Raw genomic sequence first — 22,659 nt, forward strand, 5'->3', positions numbered from 1 at the left:
GCCCAGGCCCACCCGGCCCAGCAGGGCCTCGGCCCGCGCCTTCGCCTCGGCCACCGGCCGGCCGGCGATCAGCAGCGGCATGGCGGCGTTTTCCAGGGCGCTGAACTCCCCCAGCAGGTGGTGGAACTGGTACACAAAACCCAGCTTCTGGTTGCGAAAGCGGGCCTGGGCCCGGGCCGGCAACCGGTGCAGATCCTGCCCTTCCACCAGCACCCGGCCACGGCTGGGCGCATCCAGGCTGCCGAGCAGGTGCAGCAGGGTGCTCTTGCCCGAGCCCGAGCTGCCCACCACCGCCAGGCTCTGGCCGGCCTCGAGCGTCAGGCTCACACCGTTCAGGATATGCACCGGCTGGTCCCCGTCCTGGTGGGTTTTGCTTAAGGATTCGACCACTAACAGGGGGTTACTCATAACGCAGTGCCTCGGCAGGATGAACGCGCGACGCGCGCCAGGCCGGATACAGGCTGGCCAGCACGCACAACAACAGGGTGGAAACAAGAATAAGGATCAGCTGGCCGGGCAGCAGCAGCACCGGCAGCTGGCTGCCGCCGGCGGCGGAATAAAAGTTGATGCCGAAGGTGTTCAGCACCCCGTCCAGGTTGAGGCAGAGCAGCAGCCCCAGCGCAAAGCCGAGCAGGCTGCCCAGCACGCCGCTGAAGCCGCCCTGGATCATGAACACCGCCATCACCCGCTCCCGGTTCAGTCCCAGGGTTTGCAGCATGGCGATTTCGGCCTCCTTGTCGGTCACCACCATCACCATGGCGGAGAGGATATTGAAGGCCGCCACCAGGATGATCAGCGCCAGCATCAGGCTCATCAGCCGCTTTTCCATGGCCACCGCCTGGAACAGCTCGCCCCGGCTCTGCTGCCAGCTCTCGTATTTGAGCCCGGCCGGCAGCGCCGGCAGCCGCTCCAGCTCGAAGGGGTCGGTCAGCCACAGGCGCAGGCCCGAGGCCTCGCCGTCGCCGTAGCGCAGCAGGCGGGCGGCGTCCTCCAGCCGGGCCAGCACCACCTGGTTGTCCACGTCCTGGCCGGTGCTGAAGGTGCCCACCAGGGTGAAGATGCGCTGGCTCGGCACCCGGCCGAGGGGGGTGAAGCGGCTGCCTTCGGTCACGGTCACCCGCACCTGGTCGCCGGGCACCACCCCCAGGCTGCGGGCCACGCCCACGCCCATCACCAGGCCGTAGGGCAGGTATTCGAAATATTCCCGGGTGCGGGGGTCCAGCCCCTGCAGCAGGCGGTCCTGATCGTTGGCGAGATCCAGGCCGTACAGCTCCACCCCGGTGAGGTGGCCCGGCCCCTGCACCATGGCCTCGGCGCTGATAAAGGGGGCGCTGGCCGCCACCACGGCGGCTCCGTCGAACAGGGCGGCGTACTGCGAAGGCTCGGCCAGGCGGCGCTGGTCGCCGGTGACCAGCGCATGGGGGATGACGCCGAGCAGGCGATCCTTGAGTTGCTGCTCGAAACCGTTCATCACCGCCGACACCAGGATCAGGGCGGCCACCCCCAGCAGAATGCCGATGGTGGAGAAGCCGGAAACAAAGGAGGCGAAGCTGCGCCGCCCCCGGGCGCCGGCATAACGCAGGCCCAACATCAGCGTCAGGGGTTGAAACATGGTCTAATCATCCGTTTTTCAAAGGGTTTTACGTCACCCGCGAGTTGCGGAATAATAAAGGTTCGTGAATGGCGCAACAAGAGCAGCAAACCATGACAGACCCCTATTTCAGCGTCGACTACCAGGCCCAGGTCAACCTGATCCCCCTGGCCGAGGGCGAAAGCGTGCCCGGCGAGGACGCCCTGGAGGCTGAAATCCCCGCGCCCTTCAAGCTGGTCAGCGAAGTCACCCGCATCGACACCAACAACGCCCGGCTGCTGCGCAACCTGGACGAGCACGCCGCCGAGCTGGTGGAGGTGATCAACCAGCAGTCGCGCAAAATCGACCTGGTGCTGAGCTATGTGCTCGCCGGCCAGGACAGCCCGGACCAGCGCTACCAGACCATCAGCCTGGGCGGCGGCGGCTTTCGCTTCGTCTCGCGTCAGCCCCTGGCCGACGGGGCCCGGGTAAGGGTCAAACTGTTTTTGCCGGAGCAGTCGGTGGCGGTATACGCCTACGGCGTCCTCTGCGCCGAGGCCGAGCCCGGCCACTACCGCTGCGACTTTACCGCCATCCGCGAGCAGGACAGGGACGCCCTGATCCGCGCCAGCCTGCAACTGCAGGCCAAACAACTCAAGGCCCGCGCCGAGCGCCGCGCCCAACAAGACGACCACTCCGCCTCATGATACAGATCCCCAGCCCCACTCCCCGCCCCAGGGCCAGCCTGGGCGGGCTTATCGGCAGCAGCCTGTCGCTCGCCATCGCCGGGCAGGTGCGCCAGCAGGCCCAACTGGTGCTGCTGGTGGTGCCCGACACCCCCACCGCCCTGCGCCTGGAGCAGGAAGTGAGCCACCTGCTGGCCGACGACCCGGCCCTGCCGGTGCACCTGTTCCCGGACTGGGAAACCCTGCCCTACGACAGTTTTTCACCGCACCAGGACATCCTCTCCCAGCGGCTGGAAACCCTGTACGGCCTGCCGGCCCTAAAGCGGGGCCTGCTGATCGTGCCGGTGACCACCCTGATGCTGCGCACCCCGCCCCGGGCCTGGCTGGAGCAGAACAGCCTGCTGCTGAACACCGGTGACCGGCTCGACCTGCACGCCCTGCGCCGGCGGCTGGAGCAGGCCGGCTACCGGGCGGTGGACCAGGTGCTGGAGCACGGCGAGTTCGCCGCCCGCGGCGCCCTGCTGGATCTCTTTCCCATGGGGGCGGAAGAGCCCTACCGCATCGACTTTTTCGACGACGAAATCGACACCCTGCGCCCCTTCGACCCCGACACCCAGCGCTCCAAGGACAAGGTGGAGCAGATCCGGCTGCTGCCGGCGCGGGAATTCCCCACCGACGCCGCCGCCATCGAGCGCTTTCGCGGCCAGTACCGGGAGCGCTTTGCCCTGCGCAACGAGCCCGAGGCGCTCTACCACAGGGTAAGCCAGGGCCAGTTTCCGCCCGGCATCGAATATTACTTTCCGCTGTTTTTCGAGCAGACCCAGACCCTGTTCGACTCCCTGCCCGACCACTTGCTGGTGCTGGGCCTGGGCGAGCTGCTCGAGGCCGCCGAGACCTTCTGGCAGGAGGTGGCGGGGCGCTACGAAGACCGCCGCCACGACCCGCTGCGCCCGCTGCTCGCCCCCGAGGAGCTGTATCTCAGGCCCGACGAGCTGCTGCACCGGCTCAACCACTGGCCCCGGCTGCAACTGAGCCAGACCCCGGTGCTGGAAAAGGGCGACCGGACCAACGCCCCGCTGGCGCCCCTGCCGGAGCTTGAGGTAGAGCACCAGAAAACCGAGCCCCTGGCCCGGCTGCTGGCCTTTTGCGAACAATTCCCCGGCCGCGTGCTGTTCTCGGTGGAAAGCGCCGGCCGGCGCGAGGCGCTGCTGGAGTTGCTGGCGGGCAGCCCGCTCAAACCCTGGCCGGTGGACAGCCTGGGCCGCTTTGCGGCCGGCGACGAGCGCCTCGGCCTGCTGGTGAGCCCCCTGTCGCAGGGTTTTGTGCTGAATGATGACTTCGCCCTGGTGTGCGAGGGCGACCTGCTCGGCGGCCGGGTGATCCAGCGCCGGCGGCGGGAAAAATCCACGGCCCTGAGCCCGGACACCCTTATCCGCAACCTGGCGGAGCTGTCCATCGGCCAGCCGGTGGTGCACCTGGACCACGGCGTGGGCCGCTACATGGGGCTGCAGACCCTGGAGGCGGGCGGGCTCAAGTCCGAATACCTCACCCTGGAATACGCCGGCGGTGACAAGCTCTATGTGCCGGTGACCGCCCTGCACCTGGTGGGCCGCTACAGCGGCGCCGACGATCCCAGCCTCAACAAGCTGGGCAACGACGCCTGGGCCAGGGCCAAGCGCAAGGCCGCGGAAAAGGTGCGCGACGTGGCCGCCGAGCTGCTGGACGTGTACGCCCGCCGGGCCGCCAAGCCGGGCCAGGCCGTGACCCACGACAAGAGCGCCTACCGCCAGTTCTGCGACGCCTTCCCCTTCGAGGAAACCGACGACCAGCTCAGGGCCATCAACGCCGTGCTGACCGACATGACCCAGCCCAAGGCGATGGACCGGCTGGTGTGCGGCGACGTGGGCTTCGGCAAGACCGAGGTGGCCATGCGCGCCGCCTTTGTGGCGGTGCACGGCGGCAAGCAGGTGGCGGTGCTGGTGCCCACCACCCTGCTGGCCCAGCAACACTACGACAACTTCCGCGACCGCTTCGCCAACTGGCCGGTGCGGGTGGAGATGATCAGCCGCTTCAAGACCGGCAAGGAGCAGGACAAGGCGCTCACCGGCCTGGCCGACGGCAGCATCGACATTGTGATCGGCACCCACAAGCTGCTGAGCCAGGAGGTGAAGTTCAAGGATCTGGGCCTGCTGATCGTGGACGAGGAGCACCGCTTCGGGGTGCGGCAGAAGGATCAGATCAAGGCGCTGCGCGCCGACGTGGACATCCTTACCCTGACCGCCACCCCCATTCCCCGCACCCTCAACATGGCCATGGGCGGCATGCGCGATCTGTCCATCATCGCCACCCCGCCCGCCAAGCGGCTGGCGGTGAAGACCTTTGTGCGCGAGCACGATCCGGCCCTGGTGCGCGAGGCCGTGCTGCGGGAGCTCAAGCGCGGCGGCCAGGTGTATTACCTGCACAACGAGGTGCAGACCATAGAGAACAGCGCCGACGCCCTGCGCGCCCTGGTGCCCGAGGCGCGCATCGGCATCGCCCACGGCCAGATGCGCGAGCGCGAGCTGGAGCGGGTGATGTCCGACTTTTACCACCAGCGCTTTAACCTGCTGCTGTGCTCCACCATCATCGAAACCGGCATCGACGTGCCGAGCGCCAACACCATCATCATGGACCGCGCCGACAAGCTGGGCCTGGCGCAGTTGCACCAGTTGCGCGGCCGGGTGGGCCGCTCCCACCACCAGGCCTACGCCTATTTGCTTACCCCCCATCCCAAGCGGATGACCACCGACGCCAAGAAGCGGCTGGAGGCCATTGCCGCGCTGGAGGATTTGGGCGCGGGCTTTGCCCTGGCCACCCACGACCTGGAGATCCGCGGCGCCGGCGAGCTGCTGGGCGAGGAGCAGAGCGGCCAGATCACCGCCATCGGCTTCAGCCTTTATATGGAGATGCTGGAGCAGGCGGTGAAGGCGCTGCAGTCCGGCAAGGAGCCGGCCCTGGATCAGCTGCTGCGCGCCCAGACCGAAATAGAGCTGCGCCTGCCCGCCCTGCTGCCGGACGACTACATTCCGGACGTGAACATGCGCCTGTCCATGTACAAGCGCATCGCCGCCGCCGAGGACGACGCCGCCCTGCGCGAGCTGCAGGTGGAGCTGATTGACCGCTTCGGCCTGCTGCCGGAGCCGGGCAAGAACCTGGTGGCCCTGGCCGGGCTCAAGCTCAGGGCCAGCCGGCTCGGCATAGAGAAAATCGACGCCGGCCCCCAGGGCGGCACCCTCGCCTTTGGCCAGGATGCGAAAGTCGACCCCGGCTACCTGGTGGGCCTGCTGCAAAGCCAGCCGCGCATCTACAGGATGGAAGGCCCGACCAGGCTGCGCTTTGCCATTCCAAGCCAGGACGCCAAGGCCCGGCTGGCCCTGGTGGGCGACATGCTGAAGGAGCTGGAGGCTCACCGGATTTGACCCCGCCCGCGCCGCCCGGGAAGGGCGGCGCCGGCCTGCGATGAACGACAGAGACCAAATGACATCACCCTGCTGTAACGCCACCGCCCACGGCCCCCTGCGGGTCGGCATTTTGGGCGGCGGCGTGGCCGGCGCCACGGTGGCGCTGCGCCTGGCCGACCTGGGCATTGACAGCCTGCTGCTGGAGGCGAGCGACGGCCTGGTAAAGGGCCCGCCCATCTGCCACCTGCACGCGGGCGGCAACCTCTACCGGGAAATAGGCGACGACCAGTGCCTGGCGCTGCTGCGCCAGTCCATCGCCTCGGTGCGCGCCTACCCCCACTGCATCAACCGCCGCCCCACGGTAGTGGCGGTTCCGGTGACCGACGCGGGCGACCCGCGCGCCCTGCTGCCGCGCCTGGCCCTGCTGGCGGAGGAATACCGCCGGCTGGTGGCACAAGACCCGGCCAACCGGGTGCTGGGCGAGCCCGAAGACTACTACCGCTGCTACGACCGGGCGCAATTCGAGGCCCTGGCCCGCCGCCCCCTGCCCGAGCGGGCCCAGCGTCCGGACGACTGGCTGGTGCCCCTGGCCCAACGGCTGGATCCGGACCGGCTCAAGTTCCCCCTGGTGCTGGTGCAGGAATACGGCTGGAGCCTGTTCCGCATGGCCGCCACCGCCACCCTGGCGCTGACCGCCTCGCCCCACTGCGAGCTGCGGCTGAACACCAAAGCCACCGAGCTGGCCCCCGTCGAGGGCGGCTGGCGCATTAAAAGCCAGGGGCCGGCCGGCGAGCGGCAGGACGAGGTGGACTTTTTGGTCAACGCCTGCGGCTTTCGCACCGGCCTGGTGGACGACATGGCCGGCTACCGCCGCCAGCGGCTGGTGGAATACAAGGCCGCCTACCTGGCCCGCTGGCCGGTGTCGGGCCAGTGGCCCGAGGTGATCTTCCACGGCGAGCGCGGCACCCCGGACGGCATGGCCCAGCTGACCCCCTACCCCGGCGGCCTGTTCCAGCTGCACGGCATGACCGACGCCATCACCCTGTTCAAGGACGGCCTGGTGGCGAGCAGCGCCGACAGCGCCCAGCCCCGCCTGCCCGAGCACTATCGCCGGCAGATCGACCAGGGCTGGCAGGCCGAGGACGTGGACGCCCGCACCCGCGGCGCCATCGCCCACCTGGCCCGGCTGCTGCCCGCCTTTGCCGGGGCCGAGCCCGCCGGCCAGCCGCTGTTCGGCGCCCAGCAGATCCCGGGCTCGGATCCCAAGCTGCGGGCGGCGGATGTGTCCTTCGAGGGCAGCCACTACGCCCGGGTGGAAATCGTAAAAGCCTCCTCGGCGCTGACCGCCGCCGACCGCATCGTCGGCAAGCTGGCGGAGCTGGGCTGGCTGGGCCAGTCCGCGGCCAGTCGGCCCCCCGCGCTCTCCCCCACCCTGGCCATCACCGCCGACCAGGATCCGGCCAAAGTGGAAGCCACCGCCGTGCACCTGGCCCGCCAGCGCGGCTACCCCCAGGAGCTGGCCCGCAAGCTGGGCTGAGTCCATGCCGGGCCTATGCCCGGCATCCCCCTACTCCGTCTGCCAAACCTTCCTATCTGCAAGCTCCACCTCCTATAATTCAAAGCATCACATTAATTCAGCCGTAGTCAGGCCACTGGCCTGACCAGTGCGACAAAGATAGGTCGCTCGCCTGCAAGAGAAGGGCGGTAGCGTAGTCGTTGATGTGTGCCCGACAGGCTTAAAACCGACATTCCACATCAACTTGTAAATTTATTTTTAGCCAAGTGCCAAATATAGTGGTCAACTAAAATTATTGATTCAACTCTGAAGTTGCAGGTGTAGTTATGGATAGATTCATCTTCTTAGTTCCAGCACTTTTGGGTGTGGCATTGATTAATGGGTGTGCAACAGCGACCCCTATAAATACCGGCGGACCTAGGCAGGCATACTATGTTGATTGCTCAGGTGGGGCAATGTCTGCTTGCATCGAAAAAGCCAATTCAGTGTGCCCAAGAGGCTACGAGATTGCAGGAACACAGGAGCAGCCTGAAGGTAGAGCAAGCATTCTATACAACCCGTATTACGGGGTAGCCACATCAACGCAACATATGACCAGAACAATGACTGTGATTTGCAAATGAGCCGCCGACATGCCGACACTTCATCTCGCTTTAGTATGGATTTTATTTGTCTATGAATGCTACGTATACACGTACTGCTCTCGCTCGATCTGAATTCTTTTTGTCTCTTGCGGAGCCAGGGCGGGAGCACCCTTTGCTGTAAATTTAACCAAAGAATAATTGGGCCCGATAATCGTCGTTCCAACTGGCCCGCTTCAGCTTGTTACGCTGACCCGGTGCACCACATTCGCTCTGCTTAAGGATATTCATCACGAACCGCCGGAACAACGCCATGTTTTCGACCGCGCCACCAGTGGCAATCCGGGAGGCATCTTCATTGAACACCACATCCAGAACGTCAGGGCGGGAGCATACTTTGTTAATGAAATTTGAACGTGTGGATCGTCTGTGATCTAATCAGCACCTCTTGCCGAAGGAGCCTGACCATGACCCTGATCGAACACCTTACCCTTGTTGAAGAAACCCGTTCAGATATCAACCAAAAGCATGACCTGGTGGACGTCATGTTCTTGGTTATCAGCGCCATCATGGCTGGTGCTGAAGGTTGGCAAGACATTGAAACCTATGGCGATGCCAAAGCCGACTGGTTGCGTCGGTACCGCCCCTTTACTCATGGCATTCCGCGTCGGCATACCATTGCACGCATTCTCCGCTGCATAGTGATTGAATCCTTGCTGGAGGCCTTGCTGGAGGCTTTGCTGAACTGGGTCAATGAACATCGCACCCATCATGGCAAGCCCATTATTGCCTTCGACGGCAAGGTGTTGCGCGGGTCTTATCGTAATAACGCTACTCAGGCGGTGCAGTTGGTCACGGCTTACGATACCGAAAACGGCCTGGTGTTGAGTCAAAAAGCCACCCCGTCCAAGAAGGGAGAAATCGCGACGGTCCGGGACATGCTGGATATGCTCAACCTCAAAGGCGCCGTGGTGACCCTGGATGCGCTGCACTGTCAGCGGGAGACCCTGGAAAAAATCCAGGACAAAAAAGCCCATGTCGTGGTGCAGGTTAAACACAATCAGCCCACGCTACGCAAAGCCGTCCAGTCTCAGTTCCAGGCGGTCTTCGACGCCCGCAAAGAGAAAGTGGTCGTTGAGCACAAGGAAACCGGTCAGGTCGCAAGGAAGAGCGCTATGTCTTTCAATTAAAAGCAAAACTACCTGCAGAGCTAGCAGAAAAATGGCCGACTATCCGCAGTATCATTGCCGTTGAACGACACCGTTCCATTGGTGGTAAAGGGACGGTGGATACCTCTTACTATGTCAGTTCCTTGTCACCCAAGCATAAGCTGCTGGGGCACTATATCCGTCAGCATTGGCGGATAGAAAACAGTCAACATTACGTTCTGGACAGGGCGGGAGCATACTTCAAAAACGGATGCTTTATAGACAAAACATGCATCTCTACGTGAAATCTCCACCGTTTCGTTCTAGATAACGCACGAAATTTTACGTACGAACGCCAAAAGGATAAATATTAGGAAAAGTATGCTCCCGCCCTGGGTACGGCAAGGGCGGTGGGGATGTGGCGCATATCCGGTCACTCGGCGTTGATAACGATGGGCCGAGTGTGCCGGAGGGAGTGCAGGAGGGGAGATTAAGGGGCTTTGCTACTGGAGCTTGAACGTATTCATGGCTTCAACCAGGTGCATCAACACCCTCTTTCGATTTGAAAAGCCTATGCCATTCAACCTACTGACAATAAAATCATATTTATCGTCATCCGGTTTTATCTTATCCATCAGACAATACTCCAGCCAAGTTTTTAGATAAAAATCCACATCATTACCCCAAGAATCCTTGTAACTTCCATAATCCAGCCAGCTGCTTACACCAGAAGAATCAACCAATAAATCAAATGACAACTTATCTTGTTGTAACTCGTAAAAAACATAAGGCTTAATAACTTTGAGATACGCTAAAAACACAACCAGCCAGTGAAGACAAGCATTTCTTTTTTTCGTCACCGAAAAGTACCAAGCAATGCAAGATGTCATCCTCTCGACATCTCTCAGTGACAGTTCCTCGTTTTTATCAAAGCATCGAAATGCGTCGTCATATGCATCCATCTCTTCCCCAACATATTCATCAACACCCATGCCACGTAGAAGATGAATGAAGTAGTTAGAGCTGTTTGTTCTCTGATTATCGTTATTGAAGCTAGGCAGTGATGTGGATATATGAATAAATTTCTGAAGGTAGCGCCCGGCATCAATCCCCGGCCCATAAACCCCCTTGATCGACTCTTCCAGCTGTTGGCGATGGGTGGCCAGCACAAAAATGGTATTGTCGGCGGACAGCAGGTGCTTGATGCGCTCCAGCACCTCAATGGCAAAGCGAGGGCTGCAACGGTCCAACTCGTCCACGATAATCAGCAATTTGCCATTGTCTGGAGTGAGCTGCTCTACCGCCTGATGGAATGCCTGCAAGGCGGTTTCACGGCCTTGACGCGCCTCCAAGTGTTGCTTGATACTGGCTTCTACTGCGTCAGCCGCATCTTTATCAAGATCTTCTGGTAGCGTTCCATCTAACAACCCGTTTGTTGCCACTCTGATAACCGATTTGAATGCGAACGGGAGTATGGCTTTTCCCAATTTTGCTGCTGTGTCGATAATCCTTTGCTCAACTACATCCGCATCTGAACCTTCAGTATGACGGGCTACATCGGCCAGCAACCCTACCAGAGAAATAAACGGGTCTTCGCCAGTATCATGCTCAAAGGCGTCGAAATAGACAGCCGTGATTTCAGGGTCTGAGGTCAATAGGGCCTTCCATTGATGCAGAAAGGTCGTCTTGCCCGAGCCCCATGGCGCGTCCAGCCCCAGCACCAGGGGGGCATCGCAATGCTTGACCAGATTGGTCAGGGACTCGGCAAAGGGTCTACGCTGGAACAGATCGTCTTTAAATGGCTCGTTGGGGTCAACTTGCAGAGGGGGTATGGTCAGTTTCATTTTTATCCCTTATCAGTTATTCAGATAATGCCCCAGTCAAACTCCTCATCCAATATTGTCAGCACATCCGCATGTTCGAAGGTATGGAGCTGAGCGTAGGAATGAGTCAAAGAGGGTGGGTTAAACAAGGCCAGACAGTGGCTCGTCGTATGATGTCTTGACGGGTAGAGAATACCATTACACCCCAGAGACTGGGCGAGGTCGGCCCAGAGAGGCCCAAAGATATACTCTTTTCCAGGAGAACTCCCATCGTATTCACTGTATATACGAGCATCCAACCTATACTTGGCCAAGTTGGGCACAGTAAAGTCGAGCAGGAGCAAGGGCTCCTTGATCTTGCACCGGAAACAGGCCATCTTTTTAAGCTCATCCAGTGATACCACCCGCTCATCCAGCCTTTTTTCGGCGGCGCCACGGCAGACCGTTTCTGCAAGCACGCCCACTAGGTTTTTCGCAAGATACAGGGTCCCAAAATTGCCCTCGTATGGATTGAAGCGACCACCGGGCTCTGAATTGAAGAACAGCGGACCATCGTACTCCAGGCTGGAGCCACGAAGCCATGCACTTCCTGCAGGGATAGGCGTTGTCGGTAGTTTGTCCAGGACATCAAGCGCTTCCGGTAATCGGCTCATAATGCCCCCTACCTTACCGGCCTATATGTTGCAGATGATGTTTGGCCTCGGCAATAGCCCTAGACTTGTCGCCTTCCCTCAGCAGCTCGATAATGGATTTACCCGAGTCGCTAGGGGTCAGCAACGCCAGCACGGCCGCTTTTCCTTCTGCCGAGGGTAACTGCTTGAGCACTTCAGGGAGTCCGTCCAGTACCTGGTTGTCCTTGAACTGAGCACAGGGGATACGGACAGCGCTTCCTTTTTTGTACGCTGCCAGCCCCCGACGCTGTATCCGTTTACGAATGGCATCTGTTGTTGCCCCCAAAAGCCTGGCTGCCCCTTCAACGTCAGTATCCCCATCATGGCGCGACAGTAATGACTCAAAACGCTGGGCTCCCTTGAGCTGCATCCGCATCAGGCGGGCATTGTCGTTGCTCTTGTTTTCCAAACTGCGCATAGCAAGGTGGTAAATCAACTCGGTATCGTCCATGGCCGACAAGGTGGCAAGGTTGCCTTCCTTTTCATCATCAAGGAGATTAGATGTGATGGAATGGACTCTACGTAAAACATGCTGTTCTGCTTTATCATGCTCGGTCGCGGGCGATACCTGAGTATCAAGTCGCAGAATCAGATCACTTATCTGCAGATACAACTGAGAAATGTTCGCACTTGGGGTTACGACATCTCTTGATTTAGTCACTGTAATTACGCGTTCGAACGATGCTTTTCTGGCAGCTCTGACCCTTCTTGACCCGGCTTTGGCACGGATAACACCAACGTTTTGTGCTGTAACAACAGCTTTCCTCTTTTTTGGCCGAAATATGCGGGCATAAGCTTTGACCTGTTTTACAACGGCACTATCCAGCTCAGCTACAACTGAAGACTCTAATGTAGCACCAGTTTGCTTGGTCATCGTATTGCCTCCTGTCCAACTTTTCTCAGCAAGGTACTTATGAAGCATATATGAGACAGTTTGGACAAGCACATTATTTCAGCATGTTTTTGTTACCGATGGGACAACGGGCACCACACTGAGCGTGGATAGGGCACTGGAGCCCTCCTAAGCAGATGCGTTTACCCCCGTTTAAGTCGCTCCCTGCAAGCGCCGGAGAAAATTTCCGTACCAGCACCCCGCTTTTCGCCTCGGTCGCGCCCAGGGGGCAGGTCTTGCCTTTTTCCCAGGTCTTGGAGCCGGGCCTGACATTTACGGCCCATTTGGCTATCACCTGGCCAGCTCCTCTCCATCTGACCCCGCTTGCCTCCCCTTACGGACAAAAAATCGCAGAAATGGGCAGTTATCTTCTGCCCATCCATGTAGAATCCGCCTTTAAAAGCCGACTCGGCTTGACTCTTGTACACACCCCTAGGATTTTGAATGAAAAAGACCATCGCCCTGACCCACCCCAGGCTGAAGCCGGCTCGTCTGGTGGACGCCATCAAGCACGACATCAGAAAATACCTGAACCGGGAGCGCCGCAAGGCACTGCCGGCGGGCATGGACTACTGGACCTTCGATTGCCGCTTCGGTGCCACTGAAGCGGCGGCGGAAAAGATTTTCACCTCTGAAATCAACGCCCATATCGATGCCGCCGTGGCGCAGGAATTGCCCTCCTTCTACGTGGAGATCCTCGCCCGGGCCTGCAACCATCAGCCCCGCGTCGCCGCCGACGAGGCCGAGGAAGGCTAAGCCCCGCTGCCGGACCTGCCGCCAGGTCCGGCACCGCCCTGGCCCACCGGCCAAAATTTCGCCAAAACCACAAACAATCCTCTCTTCCACCGCCAAAATCCTGTATATTCTGCCCTCGTTTTTTTGACTGTAGCGACTCTACAGAGGAACTCTTATGCAATTTTCATCTCTGGATCTGGCCCCGGATCTACAGCGCGCTCTTGTAGAATGTGGCTACAGTGCTATGACCCCCGTACAGGCCCAGGCCATAGTGCCCGCCCGGCGCGGCAAGGATTTGCAGGTGACCGCCCAAACCGGCACCGGCAAAACCGCCGCCTTCGCCGTTCCCGTATTGCAGCGCATGCTGGACAACCCCAAAGCCAGGGTCGAGCGCCGCCCCCGCGCCCTTATCCTCACCCCCACCCGCGAGCTGGCCGAGCAACTGGCCGATGCCATCGGCGGCTACGCACGGCATCTGCCGCTGAGCGTCACCGCTCTCTACGGCGGCGTGAAGATGGGTGGCCAGGCCAACAAGCTGAAAGCGGGCGTGGACATGGTGATCAGCACCCCCGGCCGCTTGATGGAGCACATCACCCTGGGCAACGTGGCATTGAGCGACGTGGAATTTGTGGTGCTGGATGAAGCCGACCGCATGCTGGACATGGGCTTTATCACCGATGTGCTGAAACTGATGCAGCTGACCGCGCCCAAGCGCCAGACCCTGCTGTTTTCCGCCACCAGCTCGCCGGCGGTCAATGAGCTGTCCCACAAGATCCTGCACAATCATCAGCAAATCCGGGTCACCCGAGTCAACAGCCCGGCCGATACCGTCCGCCATGCGGTCTATCCGGTGGAAGAAAGCCGCAAAATAGAACTATTCGAACAGCTGCTGGAAGAGAAAAACTGGTTCCAGGTGCTGGTGTTTACCAGCACCAAGGAGCAGGCCGACCGGCTGCTGGCCGGCCTGAAGCAGCGCAAAATCGAGGCCGCCGTGTGCCATGGCGACAAAAGCCAGGGCTCCAGGCGCCGCGCCATCGCCGACTTCAAGTCCGCCAAGCTGCAGGTGCTTATCGCCACCGAAGTGGCCGCCCGGGGCCTGGATATCCAGGGCCTGGACTATGTGGTGAACTTCAACCTGCCCTATCTGCCCGAGGATTACGTGCACCGCATCGGCCGCACCGGCCGCGCCGGGGCCGCCGGCACCGCCATTTCCTTTGTCAGCCGGGAAGAAGAGCAAACCCTGGAGCGCATTCAAAAGCTGATTGGCACCGGGATCAAACGCATCGTCAAGCCGGGCTTTGAAGTGAGCAACCGCGGCACCCTGCTCAAAAGCATCTCGCGCAAGGTGTTGTCCGGGCGTGCAAACCGGGCCAGCGAAACGGTGATCGAGCTGGAAGGCTCGGGCAATGCCAAGGGCAAGCCGCGCCGCGCCAAGCCGGCCGATGCCACCGGCAACCAGGCCGCGCCCAAGCCCGTGCGCCTGAAAAAGCCGAGCACCCCGAAAAACACCGGGCCGAAGAAAAAAGTACTGCGCGGCAAACGCGCCGAGAAATACGCCCGTTAATCGGCGCCGTCTCCGGCAACAGCCGCCGAGGCTGATGTAAATCCAAGTGGCTCCCCCTCTCCCGTGCCAGGCTGGTGCTGTGGTAGCGGCTGTTCGCGGGAGGGTTGCAAAGAGGTGCCATGCCGGCAAGGGCCGCTTCGTCCGTTGTCTTGCGCCGGCTAAAGCGGCGCCTACGGCGGGATCGGAGCCAGGGCTTGCCCTTACAGCAGGAAGCCGCCATCCACCTCCACTACGGCGCTGCGCATTGCCAGCGACCGGTCGGACAGCAGGAATTCAATCGCACCAATCTGATCGTCCGGCGTCATCACCCGGCCCAGCACGGTGCCGTTCATAGAGCCGAACAGCTCCGCCTGCTGTTCGGCGCTCATGCCGGCCTTGCCCTGGATATCGGTCGCCGTCACCCCCGGGCGGACGGAGTTGATACGGATACCGAAGGGGGCAAACTCGAGGTTGGCCACCCGTACAATGGCTTCAAAGGCGGCCTTGCTGGCGGCATAAACGGCCGCATGCGGGAAGGCTTTGGTCACCGCAATGCTGGACACAAACACCACGCTGGACGGGTTGTTCAGCAGCGGCTGCAGTTGTTGCAGGGTAATGAAGGGGCCCTTGGTGTTAATCGCCATGGTCAGGTCAAAGGCTTCCTCGGTGGTGGCGGTGACGGCGTCGGGGTAGAACACCCCGGCATTCAGCACCAGGCCATCCAGGCGGATGTTGTCCTGCTGCAATGCCGCCGCCAGCTGTGTTAACTGAGCGCTGTCGACGCTGTCGGCGACGTAACCGGCACAACCCATGGTGGCGGCAGCCTGCTCAACCCTTGCCCGATCGCGTCCGGTGATGATGACCTTGGCGCCTTTCTCACTCAGCGCTTGCGCCAGGGCGCGGCCAATGCCCGCCGTACCGCCGGTAACCAGAATTGTCTTGCCGTTCATACGCATTCTCCTCTGTATTGCGTTGTATGCCCGGCAGATTAGCAACTTGCGTTGTCATCCATAAGGCAGCAATATGCTTACTCACTGATTCCATAACGGAAACAAATGGCTGAAAATGTCTTACCTCAACCTGCCGTTGCTGCACGTGTTCCATCTGGTGGCCGAACGGGGCAGCTTTCAGGCCGCGGCCGGCGAGCTCGGCCTGCCGCGTTCATCGGTCAGCAAGAAGATCCGCCAGCTGGAAGAATTTGTCGGGCAGCCCCTGCTGCAGCGCTCCACCCGGCAGCTGCAGCTGACCGATGTTGGCCGCAACCTGCTGCTCGGCACCGGCGAACTGGGTACCGTGCTGGCCAATCTGCATGGGCTGGTTGACGATATGCAGGCCACGCCCAGGGGCAAGGTAAAAATCAGCGCCAGCATTCTGATGGGCCAGGTGTTTCTGGTGCCGCTGCTGGGCCGCCTGCGCCGTACCTATCCGGACATTGAACTCGAGCTGAGTCTGGAAGACAGAACCGTCGACCTGCTGGCCGAGAAAGTGGATATCGCCATCCGCATAGGGCAACTGCCCGACTCGTCGCTGATTGCGCGTAAAATCGGTGAAAAAGGCTGGGGCTGGTTTGCCTCGCCGCGGTATCTGGCCGAGCAGGGTGTGCCGGAGTCGCCTCACGACCTGGCTCGCCACCACTGTCTGGTATTTGGATCCCATGCCTTCTGGCCATTCGAAAGCCGTGACGGCCGGACCGAGATACTGGAAGTAACGCCGGCGATTAAAACCGACAACAGCCGTGCCCTGGTGGATATGGCCTGTGCCGGTCTGGGCATCATGATGATCGACCCCCAATTTATTGTGCGCGAGTGTGATGCGGGGCTGCTGACCCCGGTGCTGACCGACTGGCGTCATCCCGAGCACAGCCCGGTAAACCTGGTGTGCGTTGGCGAGCGTACCCGGGCCGCGCAGGCGGTATGGCAGTTTTTATTAAATGAGTTTCCATCCAGCGGAATGCGCCAGCTCAACGGTGTTGATACACAGCTTTAACAGCAGCCACAGACGGGCAGGACTCCTTTTCCAGGGGCGCTACAAGGCGATACTGGTTGAAAAAAGCGTATTCGGTTAAGGGCGGTCTGCGCAGTCATGAGCGCAGACCGCCGGTTTTGGCTAACTGGCCAGGTTCCGGGTAAGGCGGCTAATGGTAGGAGCCATACGGAGTTGGCTCATAGGGCTCCAGCTCGTAATGGGATTCCAGAAAAGTCACCAGATCAACGAGTTCCGTCACCGTCATCACGTCGTTATACACCGGCATCACCGATACTCCCTCGGCCTGGATGGTTGAAAGGTCATAGCCTTCGGCCAGCCGGTGGGAGGGATTAATCACGGAGGTCACCAGCTCCCCGTAGGTTTTCAGGCTTTTCACCTTGCCTCCCAGGCTTATCGATAACTCATGCTCGCCTGCCGGCCGCTCATAGCCTGCCATGGTATGACAGCTCAGGCACTGCATATTCATAAACACTTGCTCACCACGCGCAACGTCGCCCACCGGCAAACTGAAGCCTTTCGCGCTTCTGTCACAGCCGCTGAGCCCGAGTGCAACAAGTAAGACTATCCCTATCTGCCGCTTATTCATGGCCTATCACTCCGTATAGCGCGATATCAGGGTATCGCGGGTCACCCGAGAACATACATAACCATGTAAAGTGTAGGTGGTTCTTACCGTGGGAGCGGGGTCAAATGATGGCGGCCAAGCCCCCGGCGGCCAAAGACGACGCCATATCTGATATACATCAAGTCCCCTCCCCTTCTTCCGTGCCAGGCTGGTGCGGTGGTAGCGGCTGTTCGCGGGAGGGGTCATGTCCGACGAGATGCTAATCCGGGTGCTGAAGGGGGTGATGCTGGTAGGCATCTGCCTGATCTTGCTGGGTATTTACCTGCACAACAGCACCTATATGGAACCGCTGGGGGTAAAGGGCATTCTGATCAGCGCCGGCTGCGTGGCGCTGGGCATGATCCTCTCTTTGCCGACCAAGATGTACCTCACCTTTATGCTGATGAAGCGGGAAAGCGAGCGGTCGTCGTCCTGAGCCCAGGGTCAAGCGGGAGGGTTGCAGAGAGGTGCCATGCCGGCAAGGGCCGCCTCGTCCGTTGTCTTGCGCCGGCTAAAGCGGCGCCTACGGCGGCAAGGCTGAACGACAGGACGGCGGCAAGGCGGGAAAAGCGACAAACTAAAAAACCGGAAGCGGTTTTTCTTCCCGCTTCCGGCTTCCAGCATCAAGCTTCCCGCTTTATTGCGCGCGTTTGAGGATTTTGGGATTGGAGTTGCCCCATACGGTGTACAAATCCGCCAGCAGGGCGTCGTTGGCGTCTTCCAGCTCGCCCTGGGTCACTTCCACCTCGCCCTGTTTGCCGAACAGCACCACCTCGTCACCCGGCTTTACACCCGGAATGTCGGTCACGTCGATCATGGTGGTGTTCATCGACACCTTGCCCACCACGGGGGCGCGCTGGCCGTTCACCACCACATGGGCGTTGTTGGTGAACACCCGGCGGTAGCCGTCGGAATAGCCCATGGGCAGGTTGGCCAGCAGCGAGTCCCGTTCCAGGGTGTAGGTGCCGTCGTAGCCCACCTGGCTGCCCGCCGGGTAGTTGTTCACCGAGGCCACCCGGGTCTTGAACGACATCACCTTCTGGTACTCGGTGTAGCTGGGGATGGTGTCGCCGTAGATGATGCCGCCCGGGCGCACCATGTCCAGCCAGCTTTCCGGTACTTCCAGGGTGGAGAAGGAGTTGGCGGCATGCAGGGTGAGCCTGGCCCTGTCCAGCTTGCCGTCTTCTATCAGCCACTGGGCCTGCTGCTGGAACAGCGCCAGCCCCTTCTTCACCTCGTCCACTTCCTCGTGGGCGAAGTGGGTCATAATACCCACCAGCTCGAGATTGGGCAGCGCCAGCAGCTCACGGGCCTCTTTCTTGCCGTCGTCGGTGGCCACTTCCAGGCCGTTGCGGCTCATGCCGCCGGCGTTCAGGCCCAGGTGGTAACGCAAGGTCTTGCCCTCGGCCTTGGCCACTTCGGCGGCCAGGCGGGCGGCCTCGATATCGCCGAACAGCTCTTCCATGTCGTATTGCAGGCCGTCGCGCACTTCCGCCTGGGTGGCGCTGCGTACCCGCATGATGCGGCCTTCATAACCGCTTTCCCGCACTACCCGTGCTTCCTCGTTGCTGGTGATGCCGATGCAGGGAATGCCGGCGGCGATCACCGAGGGCATCAGGTTGGCAATGCCGTGGCCGTAGGCGTCGGCCTTCATGATGGCGCAAATCTGCGACTTGCCGTCCAGCAGGGTTTGCAGGGTACGGATATTGTGTTCGAAGGCGGCCTGGTCGATTTCAATCCAGGCGTTGGTGGTCTGATAAACCGGGCTGCTGGTATCAAGACCGGTCACCGGCAGTATGGGCGCGGCCTGGGCCTGGGTGGACAAACAGGCGGCGAGGGCCACGGCCAGTACGGTGGGGGTCATTTTCATCGAATGCTCTCCTTGAGTTGGCGGGCATCTGCTCCATTGGTGAAGCTCACCGGCCGGAAACCCCTTCCGGCCCGCAGATGGCCCGGTCACTATACAAGGAAAGAATCAATACTTAATAGTGCAATTTAACTTTTATTTGACATTAAAAACCAAGATAAAAGACAAAATCAGATCTTAATTCTTTTCGTTATGCCAGCAGTGATATTAATTATGCAGCAGCCGCGATCAGTCTTCATGTGAAGCTATTCATGATGCCGTCACGATGCCGCCATTGTCGCGGATAACGCCGATATTCGGCACCGGAACGGCACCCATCGGAGCTGTGTGCAAATCATCACCAAAATATTTTTATGCATGATGGCGGGAAGCGGGAAGCACAGCACAGGCAACCGTTCAGGTGGTGCAAGCCGGTTTGTGCCGGATTGTGCCGGTTTGTGCCAGCTAAAGCGGCACCTACAGCGGCACCTACAGCGGCACCTACAGGCGGCACCTACAGCAACACCAAGCAGCATCCTCAGCAACGGCTATATGACGGAGAAGGGAACAGGCCGGAAGGAGGGCTCCTTCCGGCTTCCAGCCTCAAGCTTCCGGCTTTTGGCTTCCGGCTTAAAAAATCAGTGCAGCTTGAGCCGCGGGCGCAGGTAGCGGTTGATGCGGCCCACCAGCATCATCAGGCCGGTGCGGGTGTAGCCGTGCAGCGCCACCTGGTGCATGCGGTAGAGGGAAATGTACACGGTGCGGGCGATGCGCCCTTCCACCATCATGGAGCCGCGCATCAGGTTGCCCATCAGGGAACCCACGGTGGAGTAGCGGCTCAGGTTCACCAGCGAGCCGTGGTCCTTGTACACATAGGGCCTGAGCGGCTTGTTGCTGAGCTTGGCCATGATGTTGTCATAGGCCTGGCTCGCCATCTGGTGGGCCGACTGGGCCCGGGGCGGTACCGGCTTGCCATTGTCCTGCAGGCAGAAGGCGCAGTCACCGATCACGAAAATGTTCTCGTCGCGGGTGGTCTGCAGGGTGCTGGTCACCGCCAGCTGGTTGATGCGGTTGGTCTCCAGCCCGGCAATGTCCTTCATAAAGTCCGGCGCCTTGATGCCCGCCGCCCACACCATCAGCTTGGCGGGGATCAGTTCGCCGTCCTTGGTTTTCAGCCCCTCGTTGGTGGCCTCCACTATCATGGTGTTGACGCGCACGTCCACGCCCAGCTCGCGCAGCTCCTTGTGCGCCATGGCGGAAATGCGCTCGGGCAGGGCCGGCAGTATGCGTGGCCCCGCCTCCACCAGGGTCAGCCGCAGGCAGTTGCGGTTGAGCTTTTTAAAGCCGTAGGCCGCCAGGTGCTCCACCGCGTTGTACAGCTCGGCCGACAGCTCCACCCCGGTGGCGCCGCCGCCGACGATGGCGATGTCGACCTTTTCGTCCACGGTCTCGCTCTCGGCGTACTGCAAAAAGCGGTTCATCAGCTCGTCGTGGAAGCGCTCGGCCTGCTGCGGGCTGTCGAGGAAGATGCAGTGCTCGCGCACGCCCTGGGTGCCGAAGTCGTTGGACACGGAGCCGATGGCCAGCACCAGGATGTCGTATTTGAGATAACGCTCGCCCACCATGGGATTACCATGGTCGTCGCGCAGGGGTGCCAGGGTGATGGTTTTGGCTTCCCGGTCGATATTGGTGAGGGTGCCCAGATGGAAGCTGAAGCCGTGGTTGTGGGCCTGGGAGCGGTAGCTCAGGCCGTCGATGCCCGGGTCCATGGCGCCGGTGGCCACTTCGTGCAGCAGGGGTTTCCACAGGTGGGTCCGGTTGCGATCCACCAGTATCACCTCCGCCTTGCCCTTGCGCCCCAGTTGTCGTCCCAGCTTGGTCACCAGCTCCAGGCCGCCGGCGCCGCCGCCGACCACGATAATCCTTGTCATGTTTGACCTCTTCAATGTGTAAAGTAAAAACCTGCGGCTATGGCCGGCCCATAGCGGCAGATTCTTGCTTGGCTCCACTCGCGCCGAGTGGAGCCATTCTAAAAGCTGTGTTTGAGAGCACAACTTTATTTTCACATCAAATCAACATCGGCTCAGCCGGTCCAGCCCTGCTCCCGGGAGATGCGCAGCAGCCGCTCGCTCGCCTCGCGCCAGCGCCGGCTGCCGTAAAGGTGGGCGGCGCCGGCGTTGTCCCGCTTGCGCAGGGGCGACAGGTCCCGTGCCAGATCGTGGGCCAGGCTGTCGATAATGCTCACCGCCCCCGCCCGGTGGTTGCAGGCCAGCAGCAGGTCGCAGCCCGCCGCCAGTGCCCGCCGCGCCCGCTCGGCATGGCCGCCGGCCACCGCCGCCCCTTCCATGGTCAGATCGTCGCTGAACACCAGGCCGCTAAAGCCGAGCCGGCGGCGCAGCATCTCCTTGATCCAGAACGACGAAAACCCCGCCGGCTCCGGGTCCACCGCGCGGTAGATCACGTGGGCCGGCATCATGCCCTGCACCAGGCCCTGGCTTATCAGGGCCCTGAAGGGCACCAGATCGGCCGCTTCTATCTCGGCCAGCGCCCGTTCGTCCACCGGGCTTTCCTTGTGGGAGTCGGCGCGCACGCTGCCGTGGCCGGGAAAGTGCTTGGCCACCGCCGCCATGCCCGCCGCCTTCATGCCGCCGATGTAGGCGCCGGCCCTCGCTATCACCTGTTCGGGTTCGGCGCCGAAACTGCGATCCCCTATCACCTCGCTGCCCCGCTCCAGATCGAGCACGGGCGCAAAGCTGAGATCGATGTCATGGGCCAGCAGCTCGGCGGCCATCAGCCAGCCGGCGTCCTCCAGCAGGGAGGGCAGCTCGGGGTGGTCCAGCCCGGCGAGCTTGCCCGGTGCCGGCAGCGGAAAAAAGCCCTCGCGAAAGCGCTGCACCCGCCCCCCTTCGTGATCCACGGTGAGCAGCAGCCCCGGCTTGACCTTGCGGATGGCCTTGACCAGGGCGCCCAGCTGGGCCCGGTCATGATAATTCCGGCTGAAAAAGATGATCCCGCCCACGGCGGGGTGCTCAATCAGCTCGCGCTCTTCCGCCTCCAGTTCGTGGCCGTTCAGGTCGAGGATAAAAGGGCCCATCATCACTCCCGTTCACGTTGATATTGGCAGAGCCGCTGCACTGCCTGTTGCTGTTGTTCCAGGTATTCGGCCTGGCCGCACTGGCGGTATTGCACCGCTGCCCACAGCGCCGTGAGCAGCCACACCCAGGGCCGCCGGGCGGCCAGCCGGGCCTCGCTCAGCTCACCGCCCCCGGCCCGGTAGGCGGCCAGCATGGCCGCCCGCCCCGGTCTATCCAGCCCGAAGCTGTCGGCGATCACCGCCAGCTCAAAGGCGGCGTCGCCCCGGGCGGCGTATTCCCAGTCCAGCAGCCAGGGGCGTTCGCCCAGCAGGTTGGCGGCGTTGAGATCGTGGTGGCAGAACACCGGGGAAAAGGGCGGATTCAGCTCGGCGCGCTCGAACAGGGGCAGCACCCGGGCGATGTCAGCCGGCAGCGGCGACAACAACCGTAGATAATGACCCAGCCGCGCGCGCAAATCCAGCACCGGCAGGGCCGCCGGCAGCCGGTGCAGGGCCGCCACCCGCGCCATCAGCCGGGTCATGTC

18 protein-coding genes and 2 pseudogenes are annotated in these 22,659 nt (G+C 61.4%); 8 read left to right on the forward strand and 12 right to left on the reverse strand.

Annotation, left to right across the window (positions count from 1 at the left end):
• The coding region (locus CGX12_RS13325) for an ABC transporter ATP-binding protein (protein WP_142995627.1) at positions 1–408 on the reverse strand (408 nt) is incomplete at its 3' end.
• Positions 401–1,612 carry a lipoprotein-releasing ABC transporter permease subunit gene (locus tag CGX12_RS13330; protein ID WP_094040362.1) on the reverse strand — a complete coding sequence of 404 codons (1,212 nt, stop codon included), beginning with the start codon at positions 1,610–1,612 and terminating at the stop codon, positions 401–403. The genes CGX12_RS13325 and CGX12_RS13330, both read right to left, overlap by 8 nt.
• 68 nt (positions 1,613–1,680) lie before the next feature.
• On the opposite strand from CGX12_RS13330, the gene CGX12_RS13335 reads away from it, so the two are divergent.
• Genes CGX12_RS13335 through CGX12_RS13345 form a run of 3 tightly spaced genes read left to right on the forward strand, consistent with a single transcriptional unit; the run spans position 1,681 to position 7,233 of the window.
• Positions 1,681–2,277 carry a PilZ domain-containing protein gene (locus CGX12_RS13335; protein WP_254918295.1) on the forward strand — a complete coding sequence of 199 codons (597 nt, stop codon included), beginning with the start codon at positions 1,681–1,683 and terminating at the stop codon, positions 2,275–2,277.
• Positions 2,274–5,714 (forward strand): transcription-repair coupling factor, encoded by a 3,441-nt coding sequence (gene mfd / locus CGX12_RS13340; protein WP_094040363.1) that lies wholly within the window; start codon positions 2,274–2,276, stop codon positions 5,712–5,714. Before CGX12_RS13335 ends, mfd begins: the two co-directional genes overlap by 4 nt.
• 58 nt (positions 5,715–5,772) lie before the next feature.
• Positions 5,773–7,233 (forward strand): FAD-dependent oxidoreductase, encoded by a 1,461-nt coding sequence (locus tag CGX12_RS13345; RefSeq protein ID WP_094040364.1) that lies wholly within the window; start codon positions 5,773–5,775, stop codon positions 7,231–7,233.
• A gap of 746 nt (positions 7,234–7,979) precedes the next feature.
• On the opposite strand, the pseudogene CGX12_RS13350 reads toward CGX12_RS13345, so the two are convergent.
• A pseudogene (locus CGX12_RS13350) lies at positions 7,980–8,171 on the reverse strand (transposase); the annotation flags it as partial.
• A gap of 89 nt (positions 8,172–8,260) precedes the next feature.
• On the opposite strand from CGX12_RS13350, the pseudogene CGX12_RS13355 reads away from it, so the two are divergent.
• Positions 8,261–9,186, forward strand: a pseudogene (locus tag CGX12_RS13355) (ISAs1 family transposase); the annotation flags it as partial.
• Positions 9,187–9,444: 258 nt separating this feature from the next.
• Here CGX12_RS13355 and CGX12_RS13360 read toward each other — a convergent pair.
• From CGX12_RS13360 to CGX12_RS19595, 3 genes are read right to left on the reverse strand one after another with little or no spacing between them, the layout of a single operon-like run.
• Positions 9,445–10,785: a KAP family P-loop NTPase fold protein gene (locus CGX12_RS13360; RefSeq protein ID WP_094040365.1), complete on the reverse strand. Its 1,341-nt coding sequence runs from the start codon at positions 10,783–10,785 to the stop codon at positions 9,445–9,447.
• A gap of 20 nt (positions 10,786–10,805) precedes the next feature.
• Positions 10,806–11,417 (reverse strand): RES family NAD+ phosphorylase, encoded by a 612-nt coding sequence (locus CGX12_RS13365; RefSeq protein ID WP_094040366.1) that lies wholly within the window; start codon positions 11,415–11,417, stop codon positions 10,806–10,808.
• A 13-nt stretch (positions 11,418–11,430) separates the two neighbouring features.
• The gene (locus CGX12_RS19595) at positions 11,431–12,309 is read right to left on the reverse strand and encodes a hypothetical protein (protein ID WP_142995628.1); all 879 of its coding nucleotides are present in this window, start codon (positions 12,307–12,309) and stop codon (positions 11,431–11,433) included.
• A gap of 462 nt (positions 12,310–12,771) precedes the next feature.
• Between CGX12_RS19595 and CGX12_RS13375 the strand changes: the two genes are divergently transcribed.
• Together CGX12_RS13375 and CGX12_RS13380 are read left to right on the forward strand one after the other, a co-directional pair.
• Positions 12,772–13,083 carry a DUF6172 family protein gene (locus CGX12_RS13375; protein ID WP_094040368.1) on the forward strand — a complete coding sequence of 104 codons (312 nt, stop codon included), beginning with the start codon at positions 12,772–12,774 and terminating at the stop codon, positions 13,081–13,083.
• Positions 13,084–13,237: 154 nt separating this feature from the next.
• Positions 13,238–14,626 (forward strand): DEAD/DEAH box helicase, encoded by a 1,389-nt coding sequence (locus CGX12_RS13380; RefSeq protein WP_094040369.1) that lies wholly within the window; start codon positions 13,238–13,240, stop codon positions 14,624–14,626.
• Positions 14,627–14,826: 200 nt separating this feature from the next.
• On the opposite strand, the gene CGX12_RS13385 is transcribed toward CGX12_RS13380, so the two are convergent.
• Positions 14,827–15,555, reverse strand: coding sequence for an SDR family NAD(P)-dependent oxidoreductase (locus CGX12_RS13385; RefSeq protein WP_094040370.1), 729 nt, complete (start codon positions 15,553–15,555; stop codon positions 14,827–14,829).
• A 115-nt stretch (positions 15,556–15,670) separates the two neighbouring features.
• Here CGX12_RS13385 and CGX12_RS13390 point away from each other — a divergent pair, with 115 nt between their 5' ends.
• Positions 15,671–16,591, forward strand: coding sequence for a LysR family transcriptional regulator (locus CGX12_RS13390; protein ID WP_094040371.1), 921 nt, complete (start codon positions 15,671–15,673; stop codon positions 16,589–16,591).
• A gap of 148 nt (positions 16,592–16,739) precedes the next feature.
• On the opposite strand, the gene CGX12_RS13395 is transcribed toward CGX12_RS13390, so the two are convergent.
• The gene (locus CGX12_RS13395) at positions 16,740–17,177 is read right to left on the reverse strand and encodes a c-type cytochrome (RefSeq protein WP_094040372.1); all 438 of its coding nucleotides are present in this window, start codon (positions 17,175–17,177) and stop codon (positions 16,740–16,742) included.
• 223 nt (positions 17,178–17,400) lie between these two features.
• Between CGX12_RS13395 and CGX12_RS13400 the strand changes: the two genes are divergently transcribed.
• Positions 17,401–17,631: a hypothetical protein gene (locus tag CGX12_RS13400; protein ID WP_094040373.1), complete on the forward strand. Its 231-nt coding sequence runs from the start codon at positions 17,401–17,403 to the stop codon at positions 17,629–17,631.
• Positions 17,632–17,832: 201 nt separating this feature from the next.
• On the opposite strand, the gene alr is transcribed toward CGX12_RS13400, so the two are convergent.
• The 4 genes from alr to CGX12_RS13420 form a co-directional block, all read right to left on the reverse strand.
• Positions 17,833–19,065, reverse strand: a complete 1,233-nt coding sequence (alr, locus tag CGX12_RS13405; RefSeq protein ID WP_094040374.1) for an alanine racemase — start codon at positions 19,063–19,065, stop codon at positions 17,833–17,835.
• A gap of 614 nt (positions 19,066–19,679) precedes the next feature.
• Positions 19,680–20,972 (reverse strand): NAD(P)/FAD-dependent oxidoreductase, encoded by a 1,293-nt coding sequence (locus CGX12_RS13410; RefSeq protein ID WP_094040375.1) that lies wholly within the window; start codon positions 20,970–20,972, stop codon positions 19,680–19,682.
• A 152-nt stretch (positions 20,973–21,124) separates the two neighbouring features.
• Entirely contained in the window at positions 21,125–22,135 is a 1,011-nt protein-coding gene (gene nagZ, locus CGX12_RS13415; RefSeq protein WP_094040376.1) for a beta-N-acetylhexosaminidase, read from the reverse strand.
• A 2-nt stretch (positions 22,136–22,137) separates the two neighbouring features.
• Positions 22,138–22,659 (reverse strand): phosphotransferase family protein (locus CGX12_RS13420; RefSeq protein WP_176442067.1); only part of this gene is annotated, 522 nt, incomplete at its 5' end.

Source organism: Zobellella denitrificans (assembly GCF_002237365.1).
Lineage (GTDB): Bacteria > Pseudomonadota > Gammaproteobacteria > Enterobacterales > Aeromonadaceae > Oceanimonas > Oceanimonas denitrificans.